Source organism: Actinophytocola sp. NPDC049390 (genome assembly GCF_044466355.1).
Lineage (GTDB): Bacteria > Actinomycetota > Actinomycetes > Mycobacteriales > Pseudonocardiaceae > Actinophytocola.
On sequence record NZ_JBITMQ010000005.1, the window covers coordinates 309,790 to 328,319 of the forward strand.

The window sequence follows — 18,530 nt, forward strand, 5'->3', positions numbered from 1 at the left end:
CTGTCTCCTATCGACTCAGACGCTGGAAGCGGCGGACGGACAGGGGCACGAAGATCGCGAGCAGGGCCACGGGCCACAGGATCGCCATCAACAGTGCCTGCTCGGCGACCCACGACTCCGCACCCCACGACGGGTTGCCGAACAGGTCCCTGGTCGCCGCGACCGTGGAGGACAACGGGTTCCACTCCGCGATGGTTCCCAACCAGTCGGGCATCGTCCCCGGCGCGACGAACGTGTTCGACAGGAACGTCACCGGCCAGACCAGGATCTGCACCGTGACCACGCTCTCCGGCCCCTTGATCGTCAGTCCGAGGTAGATCCCCACCCACAGCAACGCGAACCGCAGCAGGAGCAACAGCCCGACCGCGGCGAGCACCTCGAGCGGGCCCGTGTGCGCCTGCCAGCCGAACAGCAGGCCGGCACCCATGATCACGGCCAGGCCGAGCACCGAGTTCAGCATGTCCGCGCCCGCCCGGCCGGAAACCACCGCGGACGGCGCGATCGGCATCGAGCGGAACCGGTCGGTGACGCCCTTCTGCGCGTCCGTGCTGACCGCGATCATCGTCGCTTCGAGCCCGAACGCCATGGTCATGGCGAACATGCCGGGCAGGATGAACTCGCGGTACCCGTCGCCGCCGCCCGGGGCCGACATCGCGCCGCCGAACAGGTAGCCGAACATCACGACCATCAGCACCGGGAACAGCAGCCCGACGATCACCGGACCGGGTTCGCGGGCCCAGTGCATGATGTCGCGGCGGGTGATCGTCCAGCCGTCGGCCATCGCGTACCTCATGCGTGCACCTCCTTCTTGACACCTGTCAGGTGCAGGAACACCTCGTCCAGCGTCGGCCTGCGCAACGCGACGTCCTCGACCGCGAGGCCCGCCTCCCGCAGGGCCCGCACCGCGTCGCCGAGCGCGGCCAGCGGATCGGTCACGGGTGCGCTTACCTGACGGTTGTCAGGATCGGTCTCCGCCGGTGCCCCGGCGATCCGCGACACGACCTCGGCGGCGTCCGGCAGCGCGGACAGGTCGTGGAGGACGACCTCGATCCGGTCGCCGCCCAGTCGGGACTTCAGCGTGGCCGGGCTGCCGGACGCGATCACCCGGCCGTGGTCGACGACCGAGATCGCGCCGGCGAGCTGGTCGGCCTCGTCCAGGTACTGGGTGGTGAGCAGCACCGTCGTGCCCTCGCGGACGAGCGCGCGCACCGCCTCCCACACCTCGTTGCGGCCACGCGGGTCCAGCCCGGTGGTCGGTTCGTCGAGGAACAGGACGCGGGGCCGCAGGATGAGGCTCGCGGCGAGGTCCAGCCGCCGCCGCATGCCGCCGGAGAACTGCTTCACCGCCTTGTTGCCCGTGTCCGCGAGGTCGAACTTCTCGAGCAGTTCGGTCGCGCGGGCGCGGGCGTCCTTCGCGTTCAGGTGGTATAGGCGGCCGAACAGTTCGAGGTTCTGCCGTGCGGACAGGACCTCGTCGACCGCGGCGTTCTGGCCGACCAGCCCGATGTGCGCACGCACCTGGTCGGCCCGGGTCATGACGTCGAAACCGGCCACCTCGGCGTGGCCGTCGTCGAGTTTCAGCAGCGTGGTGAGGATGCGGACGGCGGTGGTCTTGCCGGCGCCGTTCGGACCGAGCACCCCGTGCACGGCCCCGGCCTCGACGGTCAGGTCCAACCCGTCGAGCGCTGTCTTGTCACCGAACCGCTTGCGCAGTCCCTCGGCGACGATGGTCGGGCTCACCAGTCATCTCCTTGTCGTACGTTGTACGGAGTTTGGATGGACGCTACCGTACATCGTACGGAGATTCTAGGATGTTACGGCGATGGCGAAGAAAAATGACGAGACCAGGCACTACGGCGGCCGCGGCGACCCGGTGCGCAGCATGGAGCTGCTGTGGGGGCTCGGTCAGGCCCCCCGTTCACGCGGCCCGAAGCAGGGCCTGACGGTGGAGCGGATCGTGCAGGCGGGCATCGAGATCGCCGACGCCGAGGGCCTGGCCGCGGTGTCCATGCGCCGCGTCGCCGACCGGCTGGCCGTCGGCACCATGTCCCTCTATACCTACGTGCCGTCGAAGGCCGAGCTGGTCGACGTGATGTTCGACCGCGCGATCGGGTCGGCCGCACGCCCGGAGGTCGAGGGCGGTTGGCGGGAGAAGCTGACGGCAATCGCGCGGTCGGCCTGGGACCTCTACCTGCGCCACCCCTGGTTGCTGCAGGTCATGGCCATGTCGCGACCACCGCTGGGCCCGAACAGCATCGCCGACTACGACCACCAGCTACGCGCCGTCGACGGCATCGGCCTGACCGAGCTGGAGATGGACTCGGTGGTCGGCATGGTCGGCGTGTACGTACAGGGCGCGGCTCGCGCGGCGGTGGAGGCCGCGTCGTCCGTGCAGGCCACCGGCCAGACCGACGACGAGTGGTGGTCGGTCTACGCCCCACTGCTGGAAAAGGTCTTCGACGCGGAGAAGTACCCGGTGGCAGCCCGAGTCGGCGCGATAGCCGGCGAGACCTACCAGTCCGCCTACGACGCAAGACACGGCTTCGAGTTCGGCCTGGCCCGCATCCTGGACGGCGTGGAATCCCTGATCACCTCCCGCAAACCACACCCCCAGCCATAACAAGCCACACCCGAAAACACCGCGAGTCACGCGCCAGAACACGGCGAGTCGCGCGCCAGAACACGGCGAGTCGCGCGCGAGAACACGGCGAGTCGCGCGCGCAAACACGGCGAGTCGCGCGCGCAAACACGGCGAGTCGCGCGCGAGAACACGGCGAGTCGCGCGCGCAAACACGGCGAGTCGCGCGCGCAAACACGGCGAGTCGCGCGCTCGGACACACTGAGTTGTGCGTTTCGTGCAGACGCCCCGAGCAGGACCTGCACGAAAACGGAACTCGTGGTGTCCGAGCGCGTGACTCGCCATGTCTGGGAGCGTGACTCGCTGTGTTCGGGGGCGCGACTCGCGGGGTTCCGCCTTTTGGTTGATTGTCACTTTGTCCGTTTGGTGTGACTCTCCGGCAATGAACTCGTCGACGGCGACGACGGTCTTCCTGCCGGTCGCGCTCGGGATCGTGATGTTGGGGCTGGGCCTGTCGCTCACCGTCGCCGACTTCACCCGGGTCGTGCGGTATCCGAAGGCCACGATCGTGGCACTCACGTGCCAGATACTCGTGCTGCCCGCGATCTGCCTCGGGCTCGTGCTGCTCTTCGAGCTCGAACCCGTGCTCGCCGTCGGCATGATGCTGCTCGCCGCCTCGCCGGGTGGGACCACCGCGAACCTGTTCAGCCACCTCGCCCGCGGCGACGTGGCGCTGAACATCACGCTGACCGCGATCAACTCGGTACTCGCCGTGGTGACGCTCCCGATCGTGGTGAACCTCGCGCTCGCCGGGTTCCTCGACGGCGACGACGCGATCGGTCTACAGCCCGCCAAGGTGCTCCAGGTCTTCGCGATCGTGCTCGTGCCGGTCGCGATCGGGATGCTGATCCACCGCAAGGCGCCGGCGTTCACCGAACGCATGCGTGTGCCGGTCAAGATCGCCTCGATCGTGGTGCTCGTCGCGGTGATCCTGGTCGCGGTCTGGCAGGAGCGGGAGAACGTGCTGGGCTACCTCCAGGACGTGGGCCTCGTCGCACTGCTGCTGTGCGTGTTGAGCCTCACGATCGGCTACCTCGTGCCCCGCGCCGCCAAGATCGAGAAGCGGCAGTCGATCGCGTCCGCGTTCGAGATCGGCGTGCACAACTCGACCCTCGCGATCACGATCGCGCTGTCCCCGTCGTTGCTGAACAGCGCGGAGATGGCGGTCCCGGCCGCGGTTTACGGCCTCCTGGTGTTCCTGCCCGCGGGTGTGCTCGCCGCCCTGTTCGCGCGTGATCGGGAACCGGCACCGATCCAGTAGGCGGCAAACGTCACAACCCCGTTGCGCGACTCGCGACGCAATCGGAAATACTGGCGAGTAACAAGTAAGACTGACAACCTTGCAAGCCAGTCTTGGTCGTCACTGTCGCCGGAGGCGGGATAGCTCGTGGTCGTTCGACTCATTCTCGGACTGCTGATCACCGTCGTGGTGCTCGGGCTGGCCGCACGTCGTGCCAAGTTCCTCTACGAACTGATCAAGTCCGGTCAGCCCGTCGACCGCTTCGACCACCTCGGCGCCCGCCTGTGGGCCCAGGTCAAGGAGGTCTTCGGCCAGCGCAAACTGCTCAAGTGGTCGATCCCCGGCCTCGCCCACGCGTTCACCTTCTGGGGCTTCGTCCTGCTCCTGTCGGTCTACCTCGAGGCCTACGGCGCGCTGTTCGACCACGACTTCCACATCCCGCTGATCGGCCGCTGGTCCGTGCTCGGCTTCGCGCAGGACCTCATCGCCGTGCTGGTCGCGGTGTCGCTGGGCGCGTTCGCGATCATCCGCCTGCGCAACGACCCGGAACGCAAGCAGCGCAAGTCCCGCTTCTACGGCTCGCACACCGGCGGGGCGTGGCTGATCCTGTTCATGATCTTCAACGTCGTCTGGACGTTGTTCGTGTTCCGGGGCGCGGCCGCCGCGCTGGGCAACTTCCCGTACGACTCGGGTGCCTGGGTCTCGCTCGGTGTCGGTGAGCTGCTCGAACCGCTCGGCCACACGGCCAACGAGTGGATCGAGTCGATCGCCCTGCTGGCCCACATCGGCGTCGCGCTGTCGTTCCTGCTCATCGTGCTCCACTCGAAGCACCTGCACATCTTCGTGGCGCCGATCAACGTGTCCACCAAGCGCCTCCCGGACGGTCTCGGCCCGCTGCTGCCGATGGAGTCGAACGGCGAGCCGATCGACTTCGAGGACCCGGGCGAGGACGACGTCTTCGGTCGCGGCAAGATCGAGGACTTCACGTGGAAGGGCATGCTCGACTTCGCCACCTGCACCGAGTGCGGGCGTTGCCAGAGCCAGTGCCCCGCGTGGAACACCGGGAAACCGCTCTCCCCGAAGCTCGTGATCATGGACCTGCGCGACCACCTGTTCGCGAAGGCGCCGTACCTGATCGGCGGGCAGGAGGTGCCCGACCACAGCGACGTCGACGTGCTCGCCCTGGCCGAGGGCAACGGTCACCACGCGGTGCCGGAGTCCGGCTTCGCGCGCGTCCCCGACTCCGGTCCGGCCCAGGCGGTGCGGCCGCTCGTCGGCACGGCCGAGGTCGGCGGCGTCATCGACCCGGACGTGCTGTGGTCCTGCACCACGTGCGGTGCGTGCGTCGAGCAGTGCCCGGTGGACATCGAGCACGTCGACCACATCGTCGACATGCGCCGCTACCAGGTCATGATCGAGTCGGAGTTCCCGTCCGAGCTGGGCACACTGTTCCGCAACCTGGAGAACAAGGGCAACCCGTGGGGCCAGAACAACTCCGCGCGCATGGACTGGGCGAAGGACCTGCCGTTCGAGGTGCCGGTGTACGACGGCGTGCTCGAGCCGGACGTCGAGTACCTGTACTGGATCGGTTGTGCGGGCTCGTTCGACGACCAGGCCAAGAAGACCGTGCGGGCCACCGCCGAGCTGCTGCACATCGCGGGTGTCAAGTACGTGGTGCTGGGCAACGAGGAGTCCTGCACCGGTGACCCGGCGCGGCGCGCGGGCAACGAGTTCCTGTTCCAGATGATGGCGCAGCAGACGGCGGAGATGCTCAACACCGTGTTCGAGGGCCGCGAGCCGGAGAAGCGGAAGATCATCACCACGTGCCCGCACTGCATGAACACGCTCGCCCGCGAGTACCCGCAGCTGGAGGGCATGATCCCGTCGTTCGAGGGCACGAACGGGCACTGGGAGGTGCTGCACCACACACAGGTGCTGAACCGCCTCGTCCGCGACAAGAAGCTGACGCCCGTCAAGCCTCCGGAGGGCAGCACCCCCGTCACCTACCACGACCCCTGCTACCTGGGCCGCCACAACAAGGTCTACGAGGCGCCGCGCGACCTGGTCACCGCGACTGGCATGGAGCTGACGGAGATGCCAAGGCACGCCGACCGGTCGCTGTGCTGCGGTGCGGGTGGCGCGCGGATGTGGATGGAGGAGCACCTCGGCAAGCGCATCAACCTGGAGCGCGTTGACGAGGCCCTGAACACGAACGCCAAGGAGGTCGCGACCGGCTGCCCGTTCTGCCGCGTCATGATCACCGACGGCCTCGTGCAGCGCCAGAGCGAGGACAAGGGCACCGACGTCCAGGTCCGCGACGTCAGCCAGATGCTCCTGGAGTCGGTCAAACGCGGCCAACCCACCGCATAACACCGCGAGTCGCGCGCTCAAACACCGCGAGTCGCGCGCTCAAACACCGCGAGTCGCGCGCTCAAACACCGCGAGTCGCGCGCTCAAACACCGCGAGTCGCGCTCTCGGACACCGCGAGTCGCGCTCTCGGACACACCGAGTTGTACGTTTCGTGCAGACCTGTGCCCGCGGGAATCTGCACAGGGACGGAACTCGGTATGCCCGGGAACGCGACTCGCTATGTTTGTGCGCGCGACTTGCGGTGTTCGGGGGCGTGACTCGCGAGGGCTCTAGTCGGATTCGTCCCGGGCTCCGCCACCTGTGCGCACACTGGGTTGGTGATCACCGGAGGAGAACCCACGCGACGGGTGCAGCTTGACCGGGTGGTGATCAGGTTCGCCGGGGACTCGGGTGACGGTATGCAGCTCACCGGTGACCGGTTCACCTCTGAAGCGGCCGCGTTCGGCAACGACCTTGCCACGCTGCCCAACTTCCCCGCCGAGATCCGCGCACCAGCAGGCACATTGCCCGGCGTGTCGTCGTTCCAGCTGCACTTCGCGGACTACGACATCCTGACCCCGGGTGACCGGCCGGATGTGCTCGTCGCCATGAACCCGGCGGCGCTCAAGGCCAACATCGGCGACGTGCCGCCCGGCGGGACCCTGCTCGTCAACACGGACGAGTTCGTCAAGCGCAACCTGAGCAAGGTCGGCTACGACGCGAACCCGCTCGAGGACGGCTCGCTCGCCGCCTACCACGTGCTGCCCGTCGCGATGGCGACGCTCACCCAGGGTGCGCTCGAGGGCACGGGCCTGTCGAAGAAGGACGCCGAGCGGAGCAAGAACATGTTCGCGCTCGGTCTGTTGTCGTGGATGTACGGCAGGCCGACCGACCGCACCGAGCGGTTCCTGCGCGAGAAGTTTGCCCGCAAGCCCGACATCGCCGAGGCCAACATCCGCGCGTTCCGGGCGGGCTGGAACTACGGCGAGACCACCGAGGCGTTCGCGACCACGTACGAGGTCGCGCCTGCCGAGTTCCCGCCGGGGGAGTACCGGCAGATCACCGGCAACCTCGCCCTGTCGTACGGGATCGTCGCGGCCGGACAGTGCGCGAAACTCCCGGTGTTCCTGGGCAGCTACCCGATCACGCCCGCGTCGGACATCCTGCACGAGCTGTCGCAGCACAAGCACTTCAACGTGATCACCATGCAGGCGGAGGACGAGATCGCCGGGGTCGGTGCGGCGCTCGGCGCGTCCTACGGCGGCGCGCTCGGGGTCACGACCACGTCCGGGCCGGGCATCGCGCTGAAGTCCGAGACCATCGGCCTCGCGGTCATGCAGGAGCTGCCGCTGCTGGTGATCGACGTGCAGCGGGGCGGGCCGTCGACCGGTCTGCCGACCAAGACCGAGCAGGCCGACCTGCTGCAGGCCCTGCACGGGCGCAACGGCGAGTCACCGGTGCCGGTGCTTGCGCCGCGGTCTCCCGGCGACTGCTTCGACGTCGTCCTCGACGCGGTTCGGATAGCGCTCTCCTACCGGACGCCAGTGCTGGTCCTCTCGGACGGCGCGATCGCGAACGGGTCGGAACCGTGGCTGGTCCCGGACGCCGACGAGCTGCCGGACCTGTCGGTGGAGTTCGAGACGGAGCCGAACGCGCCCGACGGCAGCGGCGAGCACTGGCCGTACGTCCGCGACCCGGAGACCCTCGCGCGCGCGTGGGCCATCCCGGGCACACCCGGTCTGCAGCACCGCATCGGTGGACTGGAGAAGGCCGACGGCAAGGGGAACATCTCCTACGACCCGGACAACCACGACCGCATGGTCCGGTTGCGCCAGTCCAAGGTGGATGGCATCGAGGTGCCGGACCTGGTGGTCGAGGACCCGGGCGGCGGCGCGGACGTGCTGGTGCTGGGCTGGGGTTCGACGTACGGGCCGATCGGCGCCGCGTGCCGCGCGATCCGCAAGCGCGGTCAGCGGATCGCGCAGGCGCACCTGCGGCATCTCAACCCGTTCCCGGCGAACCTGGGCGAGGTGCTCAAGCGGTACGGCACGGTTGTCGTGCCCGAGATGAACATGGGACAGCTGGCGCTCCTGTTGCGCGGCAAGTATCTCGTGGACGTGCAGTCGTACACGAAGGTCGCCGGCACGCCGTTCATGGAGTCGGAGCTGGTCGACGTGCTCGAACGGTACCTGGGCACAACGCTCGCGGAGGCAGCCTGATGACCACTGTGGACCTGGAGCTGGGGCTCAAGCCGAAGGATTTCAAGTCGGATCAGGAAGTGCGCTGGTGCCCGGGCTGCGGGGACTACGTGGTGCTCAACGCCATGCAGTCGTTCCTGCCCACCCTCGGCCTCAAACGCGAGAACATCGTGTTCATCTCCGGTATCGGGTGCTCCTCACGATTCCCGTACTACATGAACACCTACGGCATGCACTCCATCCACGGCCGCGCCCCCGCCATCGCCACCGGACTCGCGGTCACCCGACCCGACCTGTCCGTCTGGGTCGTCACCGGCGACGGCGACGCGCTCTCCATCGGCGGCAACCACCTCATCCACGCACTACGCCGCAACGTCAACCTCAAAATCCTGCTCTTCAACAACCGGATCTACGGCCTCACCAAAGGCCAGTACTCACCCACCTCCGAAACCGGGAAACTCACCAAGTCCACGCCCATGGGCTCGCTGGACCACCCGTTCAACCCGCTCTCGCTGGCCATCGGCGCCGAAGCCACCTTCGTGGCCCGCACGCTGGACAACGACCGCGCCCAGCTGACCTCGATCCTCACCGCCGCCGCCCAACACCGCGGCTCGGCACTGGTCGAGATCTACCAGAACTGCCCCATCTTCAACGACGGCGCCTTCGACGTCCTCAAAGAACCCGGCGAAAAAGAACAACGCCTCATCCCCCTCGAGGACGGCGAACCGGTCCGGTTCGGACCCGAGAGAGCGCTCTCCGTGCTGCGCAACGATCGGGGTGGCCTGGAGGTCGGACCGTACGACCCGGACCGGGTGGTCGTCCACGACGCGTCGACCGACGACCCGGCGTACGCGTTCGCGCTCTCCCGATTGTCCACACAGGACTTGCGCTACACGGTCACCGGTGTCTACCGCAACGTCGACCGGCCCGCCTACGACGACCTCGCCCGCGAGCAGGTGCGTACCGCGACCGATGCGAAGCAGGCCGACCTGCGGTCACTCCTCCGGGGTGCCGACACCTGGACGGTCGGCTGAACAACGCAGCCACACCGGACCGCGCGTACCCGACTCCCACTCGCGGTGCGCGCGCACGATGAGCGCGTGAAAACGCTTCCGGACTGACGGTCCCGCGTCCACGGTGACCACCGTCGGGGTGAGGCTGCGTGGCACGCCATGATGCGTCATCTCGGCCTCCTTCGCCGCGTCACCGCCAGGATGCGACTCGCATCTTGAGGCTCGCTCGCAACAAGCACGAGAACGTGCGGTAGCGACTCCCTTACCACGAGTGGCCAGGATGAGGACGAACTGTCGAGCAGCCTTCGAGCTGCCTTCCAGTGGCGGTGAGGAAACTCACAGGAAGCCCTGTCGCTGGGAGATGTCGGAGGGAGCGGAGCCATGGCCGAACTGAAGATCTGGACGACACGCCAGCGGTTCAAGGTCGCCGCCCTGCCGAAGCGCGTGTACGAGCTGGTCACGGACATCACGGGCTGGCCGTCGGTCTTCGACTCGGTGGCCGCGGTCGAGCCACTCGGCACCGACCGGGCCTGCGAGCGGTTCCGGATCGTCGAGCACTCGGGGTCCTCCTGGATCTCCGTGCGCGAGGTGAACCAGAAGCGGCTGCAGGTCCGGTACCGGCGGCTCGACCCGCCCGCACCGCTCAGGTCGATGGCCGGGCTGTGGCGGGTGGAGACGAGGGCGGTCGGCGTCGTGGTGGCGCTCGACCACTACTTCAGCGTCGCCGACGACGACGCGGAGACGGCGGCCAGGGCCGCGCGGCAGATCACCGCGATCGGTACCGCGATGCTCGACTCGCTGCGGCGGACCGCCGAGCTCGGTGCGGTGTCGCACCCGCTTCCGTCCGGCCCGGACAGAGCGGTCCCGGAAAGAGAGGCCTCCTGATGACATCCTTCGCGGATCTGCCGGTCGGCTCGGCTGACGTACTGCCCAGTCTCGCGGCCGCGACCTGGCCCGACCGGGCCGCGCTGCGCACCACCAGCAGCACGGTCACGTTCGGCGAGTTGGACCGTGCCGTGTCGCGCCTGGCGTTCGGCCTGCGCCAGCGTCTCGGCGGTGACGGGTTGACGGTGGCCGTGGCCGCGTTGCCCGGCATGCACTTCCCGACGGCGTTCTTCGCGATCGTCCGCAGCGGCAACGTCGCGGCACCGGTCGACCCGGACACGCCGGCCGACGCCTTCGCCGACTTCCTCGCGGTGACGAAGGCGCGGGCGGTGGTGCTGGGCCGTGCGATGTACGAGCGGGTCCGGCCGGTGCTGCCGGACACGCTGGAACTGGTGCTGTTGCTCGACGCGCCCGCCGAGCCGGGTGTCCTGACGTGCGCGGAACTGTCTACCGGCGGTGCGCTGCTGGTCGAACCCCGGGACCGCGACGAACGCGAACCGGCCGCCATACTGTCCGGTCTGCTGACGCACCAGGAACTGAAGGTCCGCGCGGCGGCGGTGAACCTGACGGCGGACGCGGTGATCCTGACGACGACCCCGTCCTACGACCCGGTCACCCTGAGCGCGGCACTGCTGACGGGCGCCACGCAGATCCTGTCCCGCCACGACGACCACCCGGCATACCACCCACCGACACACGTCCTGACCGAGTCCGGCCTAAAGGCGGCGTAACCCCGCGAGTCGCGCGCTCAAACACCGCGAGTCGCGTTCTCCGACACCGCGAGTCGCGTGCTCGTGCATACCGAGTTGTCGAATTCGTGCAGGTCCTGAGGGGGCGGCATGCGCGAATCATCCAACTCGGTGTGTCCGAGCGCGTGACTCGCGGTGTTCCGGTGCGCGACTCGCGGTGTCTGGGAACGCGACTCGCCGCTCTCAGGCACGGCGAGTCGCGCTCTCAGACACGTCGAGTTGGACGATTCGTGCAGGTCGCGGAGAGCCAGGACCTGCACGAAACCTACAACTCAGTGTGTTCTAGAGCGCGACTCGCGGGGTTTAGGGCTGGAGGACGGTTTCGTCGGGGGTTTCCGCGAAGAGGGAGTCGATTTCCGCGGCGTACTTCTTCGCGATCGGCTTGCGGCGGAGCTTCATCGTCGGGGTGAGTTCCTCGCCGCCCGGTTCCCACGACGAGGGGAGCAGGCGCAGGCGTTTCACCTGTTCCACGCGGGCCAGCTTCTCGTTGCCCTCCTTCAGGCCGGCCAGCACCGCCGCGCGGATCTCCGGGTGAGCCACCAGTTCCTCCGGCGATGCGCCGCCGAACCCGTGCTGCGACGCGAACGCCGTCGCCGCGTCCGGATCGAGGACCGCGAGCGCCGCGACGTAAGGCCGGTCGTCGCCGATCGCCACGACCTGGCCGACCAGCGACGTCGCCGCCTTGATCGCGTTCTCGATGTTGGACGGGGACATGTTCTTCCCCGACGCGTTGATGATCAGTTCCTTCTTGCGGTCGACGATCCTGACGTACCCGTCCGCGTCGATCTCCGCGATGTCGCCGGTGTGCAGCCAGCCGTCGGCGTCGATGGTCTCGGCCGTCTTCTCCGGATCGTTGCGGTACCCGCGCATGATCGTCGGGCCCTTGGTGAGCAGCTCGCCGTCGTCGGCGATCTTGATCTCCATGTTGAGCACCGCACGTCCGACCGTGCCGAGCTTCGTCTGCCCCGGCGCGTTCGCCGTGGTGGCGCCGCCGGTCTCGGACATGCCCCACACCTCGTACACCGGGATCCCGAGGCCCCAGAAGAACTCCAGGATGTCGGCCGAGATCGCCGACGCACCCGACGCCGGGCCCTTCACCTGGTCGAGCCCGAGCTTGTCGCGCAGCTTGGACAGCACGAGCTTGTCCGCGACCCGGTGCTGCGCCGCGAGAACCGCGGGGAGCGCTCTCCCGGCCAGCTGGTGGCGCGCCGCCTTGATGCCGGTCTCGATGGCCCACGTCGCGATCCGCCGCTTGGCGCCGCTCGGTTCAGCGGCCAGGCCGACGTCGATCGCGGCCTTCAGCTTCTGCCACACGCGCGGCACGGCGAAGAACGTCTGCGGCCGCACGTCGTTCAGCGCCTCGGCGAGCTTGGTGAGGTCCGCGACGCACGTGACCTGGATACCGAACAGGATCGCGAAGTACTGGGAGGTCACGCGGTCCGCGATGTGCGCGGCGGGCAGGTAGGACATGACCTTGTCGCCCGCACGCGCGTCGAACAGCACCCGCACGGCGTCCGCCTCGGCGATCACGTTCGCGTGGGTGAGCTCGACGCCCTTCGGCGGGCCCGTGGTGCCGGACGTGTAGATGATCGTCGCGAGGTCGGACGGCTCGACGGCCTGCCACGCGGCGTCGAAGTCGAAGTCGGGGTCGCCCTCGGCCTCCAGGTCGGCGAGCGACAGCACTCCGTCCACATCGGACACCTCGTCGACGCACACGATGTGCGTGACGTCGCCGCCTGCTTCCTGGACACGGGGAAGGAACCGCTCGTCGCAGAACACGACCTTGTTGCCCGCGTTGCCGAACAGGTACGCGATCTGCTCGGGCGTCGAGGTGTTGTAGATCGAGAACGGCGTCGCGCCGAGGTGCAGCGCCGCCGCGTCCACGAGATGGAACTCCGGCCGGTTGCTGAGCATCAGCCCGACCGTGTCACCGCGCTCGACGCCGACGGCCGCGAGCCCGGCCGCGAGCTTGCGCACCCGCCGGTCCCACTCGCGCCAGGTGATCGCCGTGCCGCCGCCGGGGGTGCGGATGATGACCTCGCCTGGCGTCTTCCTGACGAACTCCTGGAAGGACGCGCACAACGTGTGCGGCAAGGGGGATGTCTCGTTCATGTGCCACGCTCCGATGCGCCGGTTCGGTCCCCCCGAATAGGGCGTGATCGTAAGCACCAGAGCGGTGCCGCGTCCACGCCGAACCGGGCATTGCCGACATCCGGAAGGCTACTGTCACTATTGGCGACCGGTCAACAACGCTCCGCCCGGCACTGCGCGACCAGGGTGTCGTGGTCGGCCGGATCGGCCTCGGAGAGCGCTGTCCCGCGGCCCGTCGTCACCCGCATCCGTTCGGCGAGTGCCGCCGCGGCCGCCTCGTCATCGACGCACACCGACACGACCAGCGGCCGCCCGACGCTGTCAAAGCTCCACGGCACCGGGCACGGCGGCGCGTGGTCGGGATCCGGGCACAACAGCCGCGCGACCGGCTCCTTCAAGTCGTCGTCGCCGTCGATCGTGATCTCGTAGATCCGCATGCCACCCGACGGTAGGCGCGGATCGGCAGCGACACCTCCGGGGATTTCCCTTATTTCCGCAGCCAGGGCAGGTAGTCGGGGAGGTCGTCCGGCACCTTCTGGGTCCACTGTGGATCGCGGCGTTGCAGGAACGACATGATGCCCTCGACGGTGTCGGGGTTGCTCGCGCTGCCCGCGATGAGCCGGGAGTCGAGGCTCCGCACGGGGAACGGCGAGTCGAGCGGCGCCGCCCGGTAGAGCATCTGCCGGATCACCGCCACGGACACCGGCGCGGTCGTCCTGATCAGCTCGCGGGCCAGCTCGTAGGCCTTGTCGAGCACCTCGTCCGGCTCGTGGAGAGCGCTCACCATCCCCGCCGCGAGGGCCTCGTCGGCGTCGAACACCCGGCCGCTCACCATCCAGTCCATGGCCCGGCCCAGGCCGACGAGCCGTGGCAGGAACCACGTCGACGCGCCTTCCGGGTACAGACCGCGCCGTGAGAACACGAAACCGAAGCGTGCGTCCGTGGCGGCGAGCCGGAAGTCCGCGGGCAGGATGATCGTCGACCCGGCGCCGACCGCCGCGCCCTGGATGGCCGCGATGACCGGCTTGTTCATCGCGAAGATCCGCATCGAGCAGCGGCCGGCGGGTTCGTGCCATTCCCGCTCGCTGTCGGCCGACACGTCGAGGCCGCCCGAGGAGAGGTCGGCGCCGACGCAGAAGTCGTTGCCCGCACCGGTCAGGACGACGACGCGGACGGCCTGGTCGCCGTCGGCCTCGTCGAACGCCGTCGCCAGCTCGTTCGCCATCGTCACCGTGTAGCCGTTGCGTGCCTCGGGCCGGTTCAGCGTCACGGTCGCGACGCCGTCGGACACCGCATAGCTCACGTGCTCCATGCGATCACGTTAGTGCCATCGCGAGCAGATCCCGGCACGCTGCTTGGAGAGCGCTCTCCTCGATGCCGTCGCCGCGGGTCAGTTCGTGCAGCACCAACCCGTCGAGGTGGGCCAGCAGCGTGCGACTGCGCCGTTCCGGTTCCGTGGCACCCGCCGCGGCGATGTTCTTCTCCGCCATCTCCCGGAACATCGACCCGTACTCGATCATCTTCGCGCGCAGGTCCGGGCGTCGGGTCGACTCCAGCGTCAGTTCGTAACGGGCGAGTGTGCGTTCGCGGCCCTCGGTGACCCAGGCTCGGACGACAGCGGCCAGCAGGTCGGAGAGCGCTCTCGCGTCCAGTTCGCCGCTGTGTGCCGGCACGTCGGCGACGTCGCGGGCGTCCAGCTCAGCCATCCGTGCGAGAGCGGCGAACATCAGCGCCTCGCGGGTGCGGAAGTAGTAGGAGGTGGAACCCTCCGGCAGGCCGGCCACGCGGTCGACGGCGCGGTGCGTGAACCCGCGCATGCCCGCACGCGCCAGGGTCGTGATGGCCGCGTCCGCGATCACAGTTCGCCGGTCTGTCATGCCGACACTCTACGGGTGTAGAGTCCTCTACGACTGTAGAGGAGGGGTGTCATGGAAGCGATCGTCGCAGGTGGGGGCATCGGCGGACTGGCTGTCGCGGCGGGGTTGTCCCGGCGCGGCTGGGACGTCGCCGTGCTGGAGCAGACCGCGGAGTTCGGCGTCGTCGGAGCGGGGATTTCGTTGTGGCCCAACGCTTTCCGCGCGCTGGAGGCGGTGGGCGTGACGGTCCCGGCGGACCGGCTCGGCGCGACGGGCGGGCTGCGGGACTGGCGTGGCAGGTGGATCGTGCACATGTCCGACGTCACCGAGCACACGTCACGGGCAGTCGTCGCGCACCGGCACGACCTGCGGAACGCGTTGCTGGCGGCGGTACCTGACGACTGTCAGGTACCGGGCATCCGGGTGACCGGCGCCCGGATCGAGGGTGCTCGTGCGGTGGTCGAACACGAAGGCGGCGAGCTGTCGGCGGACCTGCTGATCGGTGCGGACGGAATCAACAGCGCGGTCCGGCGGGCGCTGTGGCCGTCGGCGGCCGCGCCGAAGTACTCGAAGCACACGGTGTGGCGGATGGTCATGCCCGCGCCGCCGGGGGTCGAGACGTGGGCGGAGACGTGGGGCCCCGGAGCGGTGTTCGGGGCGTTCCCCATGGCGGACGGCCGCGTGTACTGCTACGGCACTGCGACGGTGCCCGAAGGCGGTCGCGGTCCCGACGGCGAACTGGCCGAGCTGCGTCGACGTTTCGGTGACTGGTGCTCGCCGATCCCGGAGATCCTGTCGGCTGCGACGGAGGACCAGGTGCTGCGCAACGACATCCACTACCTACCGCGGTTGCCGACGTACGTGCGTGGCCCGGTCGCGTTGCTGGGCGACGCGGCGCACGCGATGACGCCGAACCTGGGGCAGGGCGGCTGCCAGGCCCTGGAGGACGCGGCGACACTGTCGGTCGCCGTGGAGACACAGCCGGACCTGGCGACCGCCCTGCGCCGGTACGACGAACTGCGCCGCCCGCGCACGCAGGCGTTGTGGCGCAAGGCGTTGATGAGCCGGGACGTGTCGCACCTGACGTGGGCGCCCGCGCGGGTGGCGCGGAACGCCATGCTGCGGGCACTGCCGAAGTCGGTGTTCGTCAGGTCGCTGGCGCAACCGTTCAGCTGGCGCCCGGAGGACGGCCTGGTCCGCACCTGACCCCAGTCCGAAAAGGACGACTCTGACCTGGGAAAACATCGAAAATCCCGCACTCAGGACAGAACCGTGCCCCCACCCGTTCCCGGGGGCCACCCGCCATGCCAGTCTACCGGTGCCCACCGTCAGGGGGCGGGATGTCGATCTTGCCTGTGGACAACCGGGTGAGCTGTGGACAACTCGGTCGACGTAACAGTGATCGCACCCGGGATGTGGTCGGCTTGCGCGGTGGACGTGCTCGACGATCAGGCGGCCGTGGCCGTGACCGGGGTGATCGCGCTCCTGGTGGTGACCTTCAGCGAGTTGTGGCGCCCAGCCCGCAACGTGATCACGATCGTGCACGAGGCCGGGCACGCGCTGGTCGCCGTGCTGGTCGGGCGGCGGCTGTCCGGGATCCGGCTGCACTCGGACACCTCCGGCCTCACCCTCACCAAGGGCAAGCCGTACGGGCCGGGCATGGTGTCGACCGCGCTCGCCGGATACCTCGCGCCCTCGCTGCTCGGGCTCGGGTTCGCCGCGCTCGTCGGCGGCGGGCTGACCGGCACGGTGCTCGTCGTCTGCGGTGTCCTGCTGCTCGGCGTGCTCGTCATGGTCAGGAACGTCTACGGCTTCTTCTCCGTCCTGCTGACCGGCGGCGTGCTGTTCGGCATCGCCTGGTGGACTCCGCCGCCGGTGCAGGCCGCGTTCGCGCACCTGATCACCTGGTTCCTCCTTCTGGGTGGCGTCCGCCCGGTCGGCGAGCTGCAGAGCAAACGCCGCCGCGGTTGGGCGCGGGACTCCGACGCCGACCAGCTCGCACGGCTCACCGGCGCGCCGGGGCTGCTGTGGGTCGGCATGTTCCTCTTCATCAACCTCGGCGCTCTGGCACTCGCGGCGGCCTGGCTTCTGGGGTGAGGCAGACTTGGTACATGACTGTGGTGACCGAGTCCGTTTCGTCCGCTGTCGCGTCGTGTGCACAGGCCGCGTTCCGCGCCGCGCCGTCGTTGGCCGCGGCGCCCGACGCGACGATCGACGGCGCCCTGTCGGCGATGGCGTCCCACCTGCGCTCCTCGGTCGACGTCCTCATGGCCGCCAACGAGGCCGACGTGGCGGCGGCGCGGGAGTCGGGGATGAGCGCCGGCCTGCTCGACCGGCTGCGCCTGTCGCCGGAGCGGCTGGAGTCGATGGCCGCCGCGTTGGACCTGCTCGCGTCGACGCCGCACCCGCCGCGGTCGGAGTTCGTGCGTGACCTGCCGGGCGGGCTGAAGCTGTACGAGCGTCGCCGCCCGGTCGGTGTCATCGGCGCGAACTACGAGGCCCGGCCGAACGTGACCGTCGACGTCGCGTCGCAGCTGGTCAAGTCACGCAACGCCGGTGTCCTGCGAACCGGTGGCGCTGCGCTGCGCTCGGCCACCGCGCTGCTCGAGCACGTCGTGGCGCCTGCGCTGTCGGACGTGTCGCTCGACCCCGCCGCCATCCAGCTGGTGCCGACCCCGGACCGTGCGGCGGCGACCGCCCTCGTGTCGCAGCCGGCGCACATCCCGCTGGTGATCCTGCGGGGGAGCGGCGACACCACCCGCACGCTCGGCGAGGAGGCCGCACGCCACGGCGTGCGGACGCTCGCGCACGCGGACGGCGGCGGCGTGCTGTACGTGGACGTCGACGCGGACGTGGAACGCGTGTTGTCGCTGGTCAAGGACAGCGTGGACCGGCTGGGCGTGTGCAACCGGCTGAACCTGCTGCTGATCCACTCGTCGCTGTACGAGTCGCTGCTGCCGAAGGTCTCGCAGACGCTGGCCGACCTCGACATCACGGTCTCGCTGCCGCCGCACAGCCACCCCGTCGGGTACGAATGGGCGCTGGACTCGGACCGTGAGGCGACCGTGACCGTGCTGCCCGTCTCGTCGGCGCAGCAGGCGGCCGAGGTCGCGAACGTCGAGACGTCGGGGCTGGCCGCGTCGATCGTCACCACCTCGGAGGCCACGGCGACCGCGTTCATGGACGCCTACACCGGCACCGGTGTCTTCTGGAACGCGACCACCCGCCTGCTGGACGGCTTCAAGCTCCTCGCCGTCCCGGAGACCGGCATCAACATCGACAAGGTCCCCGGCCCCCGCGGCCCGGTCACCTACCCGGACCTCTGCCTGCGCCAGTACGCCATCGTCCCGGCCTGACCCCGGCGAGTCGCGCGCTCAGACATAGCGAGTCGCGCGTGCGCACATATTGAGTTGTGGGGGGGGTGTGGGAAGACGCAGCTGAATAAAAGACACAACCGGTGATGGACGGTCGGGGCGAGGGGGGGGTTGGGGGGGGGGGGGGGCGGGGGGT

Annotated in this window: 16 protein-coding genes; 10 read left to right on the plus strand and 6 right to left on the minus strand. The window is 69.1% G+C overall.

Translation table 11 applies throughout. The annotated features are described in order from the left end of the window. Positions 1-7: 7 nt before the first annotated feature. Both ACIBVP_RS17785 and ACIBVP_RS17790 read right to left on the minus strand, forming a co-directional pair. Complete coding sequence (locus ACIBVP_RS17785) at positions 8-793, minus strand: ABC transporter permease (protein WP_396107212.1); 786 nt, start codon at positions 791-793, stop codon at positions 8-10. Then, positions 790-1,740, minus strand: a complete 951-nt coding sequence (locus ACIBVP_RS17790) for an ATP-binding cassette domain-containing protein (RefSeq protein ID WP_396107213.1) — start codon at positions 1,738-1,740, stop codon at positions 790-792. Before ACIBVP_RS17790 ends, ACIBVP_RS17785 begins: the two co-directional genes overlap by 4 nt. Positions 1,741-1,822: 82 nt before the next feature. Between ACIBVP_RS17790 and ACIBVP_RS17795 the strand changes: the two genes are divergently transcribed. From ACIBVP_RS17795 to ACIBVP_RS17825, 7 genes are all read left to right on the plus strand, one after another. Beyond that, the gene (locus ACIBVP_RS17795; RefSeq protein WP_396107214.1) at positions 1,823-2,620 is read left to right on the plus strand and encodes a TetR/AcrR family transcriptional regulator; all 798 of its coding nucleotides are present in this window, start codon (positions 1,823-1,825) and stop codon (positions 2,618-2,620) included. A 301-nt stretch (positions 2,621-2,921) separates the two neighbouring features. Then, positions 2,922-3,899 carry a bile acid:sodium symporter family protein gene (locus ACIBVP_RS17800; RefSeq protein WP_396107215.1) on the plus strand — a complete coding sequence of 326 codons (978 nt, stop codon included), beginning with the start codon at positions 2,922-2,924 and terminating at the stop codon, positions 3,897-3,899. Positions 3,900-4,025: 126 nt separating this feature from the next. Next, positions 4,026-6,248: a heterodisulfide reductase-related iron-sulfur binding cluster gene (locus tag ACIBVP_RS17805; RefSeq protein ID WP_396107216.1), complete on the plus strand. Its 2,223-nt coding sequence runs from the start codon at positions 4,026-4,028 to the stop codon at positions 6,246-6,248. A gap of 318 nt (positions 6,249-6,566) precedes the next feature. Beyond that, entirely contained in the window at positions 6,567-8,447 is a 1,881-nt protein-coding gene (locus tag ACIBVP_RS17810; RefSeq protein WP_396107217.1) for a 2-oxoacid:acceptor oxidoreductase subunit alpha, read from the plus strand. Beyond that, complete coding sequence (locus ACIBVP_RS17815; protein ID WP_396107218.1) at positions 8,447-9,460, plus strand: 2-oxoacid:ferredoxin oxidoreductase subunit beta; 1,014 nt, start codon at positions 8,447-8,449, stop codon at positions 9,458-9,460. Before ACIBVP_RS17810 ends, ACIBVP_RS17815 begins: the two co-directional genes overlap by 1 nt. 360 nt (positions 9,461-9,820) lie before the next feature. Continuing rightward, positions 9,821-10,324, plus strand: coding sequence for an SRPBCC family protein (locus tag ACIBVP_RS17820; protein ID WP_396107219.1), 504 nt, complete (start codon positions 9,821-9,823; stop codon positions 10,322-10,324). After that, complete coding sequence (locus ACIBVP_RS17825; RefSeq protein WP_396107220.1) at positions 10,324-11,055, plus strand: AMP-binding protein; 732 nt, start codon at positions 10,324-10,326, stop codon at positions 11,053-11,055. The genes ACIBVP_RS17820 and ACIBVP_RS17825 overlap by 1 nt, the downstream gene beginning before the upstream one ends. Before the next feature lie 321 nt (positions 11,056-11,376). Here ACIBVP_RS17825 and ACIBVP_RS17830 read toward each other — a convergent pair whose 3' ends face one another. The 4 genes from ACIBVP_RS17830 to ACIBVP_RS17845 all read right to left on the minus strand — a co-directional run bounded on the left by ACIBVP_RS17830 (position 11,377) and on the right by ACIBVP_RS17845 (position 15,041). After that, entirely contained in the window at positions 11,377-13,185 is a 1,809-nt protein-coding gene (locus tag ACIBVP_RS17830; protein ID WP_396107221.1) for an AMP-dependent synthetase/ligase, read from the minus strand. A 131-nt stretch (positions 13,186-13,316) separates the two neighbouring features. Next, the gene (locus ACIBVP_RS17835; RefSeq protein WP_396107222.1) at positions 13,317-13,601 is read right to left on the minus strand and encodes a hypothetical protein; all 285 of its coding nucleotides are present in this window, start codon (positions 13,599-13,601) and stop codon (positions 13,317-13,319) included. A gap of 50 nt (positions 13,602-13,651) precedes the next feature. Further along, positions 13,652-14,476, minus strand: a complete 825-nt coding sequence (locus tag ACIBVP_RS17840; RefSeq protein WP_396107223.1) for an enoyl-CoA hydratase-related protein — start codon at positions 14,474-14,476, stop codon at positions 13,652-13,654. Between the two features lie 4 nt (positions 14,477-14,480). Beyond that, entirely contained in the window at positions 14,481-15,041 is a 561-nt protein-coding gene (locus tag ACIBVP_RS17845) for a TetR/AcrR family transcriptional regulator (RefSeq protein WP_396107224.1), read from the minus strand. Between the two features lie 51 nt (positions 15,042-15,092). Between ACIBVP_RS17845 and ACIBVP_RS17850 the strand changes: the two genes are divergently transcribed. The 3 genes from ACIBVP_RS17850 to ACIBVP_RS17860 all read left to right on the plus strand — a co-directional run bounded on the left by ACIBVP_RS17850 (position 15,093) and on the right by ACIBVP_RS17860 (position 18,376). Next, a complete protein-coding gene (locus ACIBVP_RS17850) occupies positions 15,093-16,226 on the plus strand; it encodes an FAD-dependent monooxygenase (RefSeq protein WP_396107225.1) in 1,134 nt (377 codons plus the stop codon). Between the two features lie 207 nt (positions 16,227-16,433). Next, on the plus strand, positions 16,434-17,117 hold the full coding sequence (locus ACIBVP_RS17855) for a M50 family metallopeptidase (protein ID WP_396107376.1): 684 nt from the start codon (positions 16,434-16,436) through the stop codon (positions 17,115-17,117). A gap of 14 nt (positions 17,118-17,131) precedes the next feature. Continuing rightward, positions 17,132-18,376, plus strand: coding sequence for an aldehyde dehydrogenase family protein (locus ACIBVP_RS17860; RefSeq protein ID WP_396107226.1), 1,245 nt, complete (start codon positions 17,132-17,134; stop codon positions 18,374-18,376). Positions 18,377-18,530: the final 154 nt, after the last annotated feature.

Excerpts from the sequence above, each read along its gene's own strand:
- ACIBVP_RS17850 (WP_396107225.1), top strand. The coding sequence starts at position 15,093 with ATGGAAGCGATCGTCGCAGGTGGGGGCATCGGCGGACTGGCTGTCGCG.
- ACIBVP_RS17800 (WP_396107215.1), top strand. The coding sequence starts at position 2,922 with ATGTCTGGGAGCGTGACTCGCTGTGTTCGGGGGCGCGACTCGCGGGGT.
- ACIBVP_RS17825 (WP_396107220.1), top strand. The coding sequence starts at position 10,324 with ATGACATCCTTCGCGGATCTGCCGGTCGGCTCGGCTGACGTACTGCCC.
- ACIBVP_RS17820 (WP_396107219.1), top strand. The coding sequence starts at position 9,821 with ATGGCCGAACTGAAGATCTGGACGACACGCCAGCGGTTCAAGGTCGCC.
- ACIBVP_RS17855 (WP_396107376.1), top strand. The coding sequence starts at position 16,434 with ATGTGGTCGGCTTGCGCGGTGGACGTGCTCGACGATCAGGCGGCCGTG.
- ACIBVP_RS17830 (WP_396107221.1), bottom strand. The coding sequence starts at position 13,185 with ATGAACGAGACATCCCCCTTGCCGCACACGTTGTGCGCGTCCTTCCAG.
- ACIBVP_RS17835 (WP_396107222.1), bottom strand. The coding sequence starts at position 13,601 with ATGCGGATCTACGAGATCACGATCGACGGCGACGACGACTTGAAGGAG.
- ACIBVP_RS17840 (WP_396107223.1), bottom strand. The coding sequence starts at position 14,476 with ATGGAGCACGTGAGCTATGCGGTGTCCGACGGCGTCGCGACCGTGACG.
- ACIBVP_RS17815 (WP_396107218.1), top strand. The coding sequence starts at position 8,447 with ATGACCACTGTGGACCTGGAGCTGGGGCTCAAGCCGAAGGATTTCAAG.
- ACIBVP_RS17785 (WP_396107212.1), bottom strand. The coding sequence starts at position 793 with ATGAGGTACGCGATGGCCGACGGCTGGACGATCACCCGCCGCGACATC.
- ACIBVP_RS17845 (WP_396107224.1), bottom strand. The coding sequence starts at position 15,041 with ATGACAGACCGGCGAACTGTGATCGCGGACGCGGCCATCACGACCCTG.
- ACIBVP_RS17795 (WP_396107214.1), top strand. The coding sequence starts at position 1,823 with ATGGCGAAGAAAAATGACGAGACCAGGCACTACGGCGGCCGCGGCGAC.
- ACIBVP_RS17860 (WP_396107226.1), top strand. The coding sequence starts at position 17,132 with ATGACTGTGGTGACCGAGTCCGTTTCGTCCGCTGTCGCGTCGTGTGCA.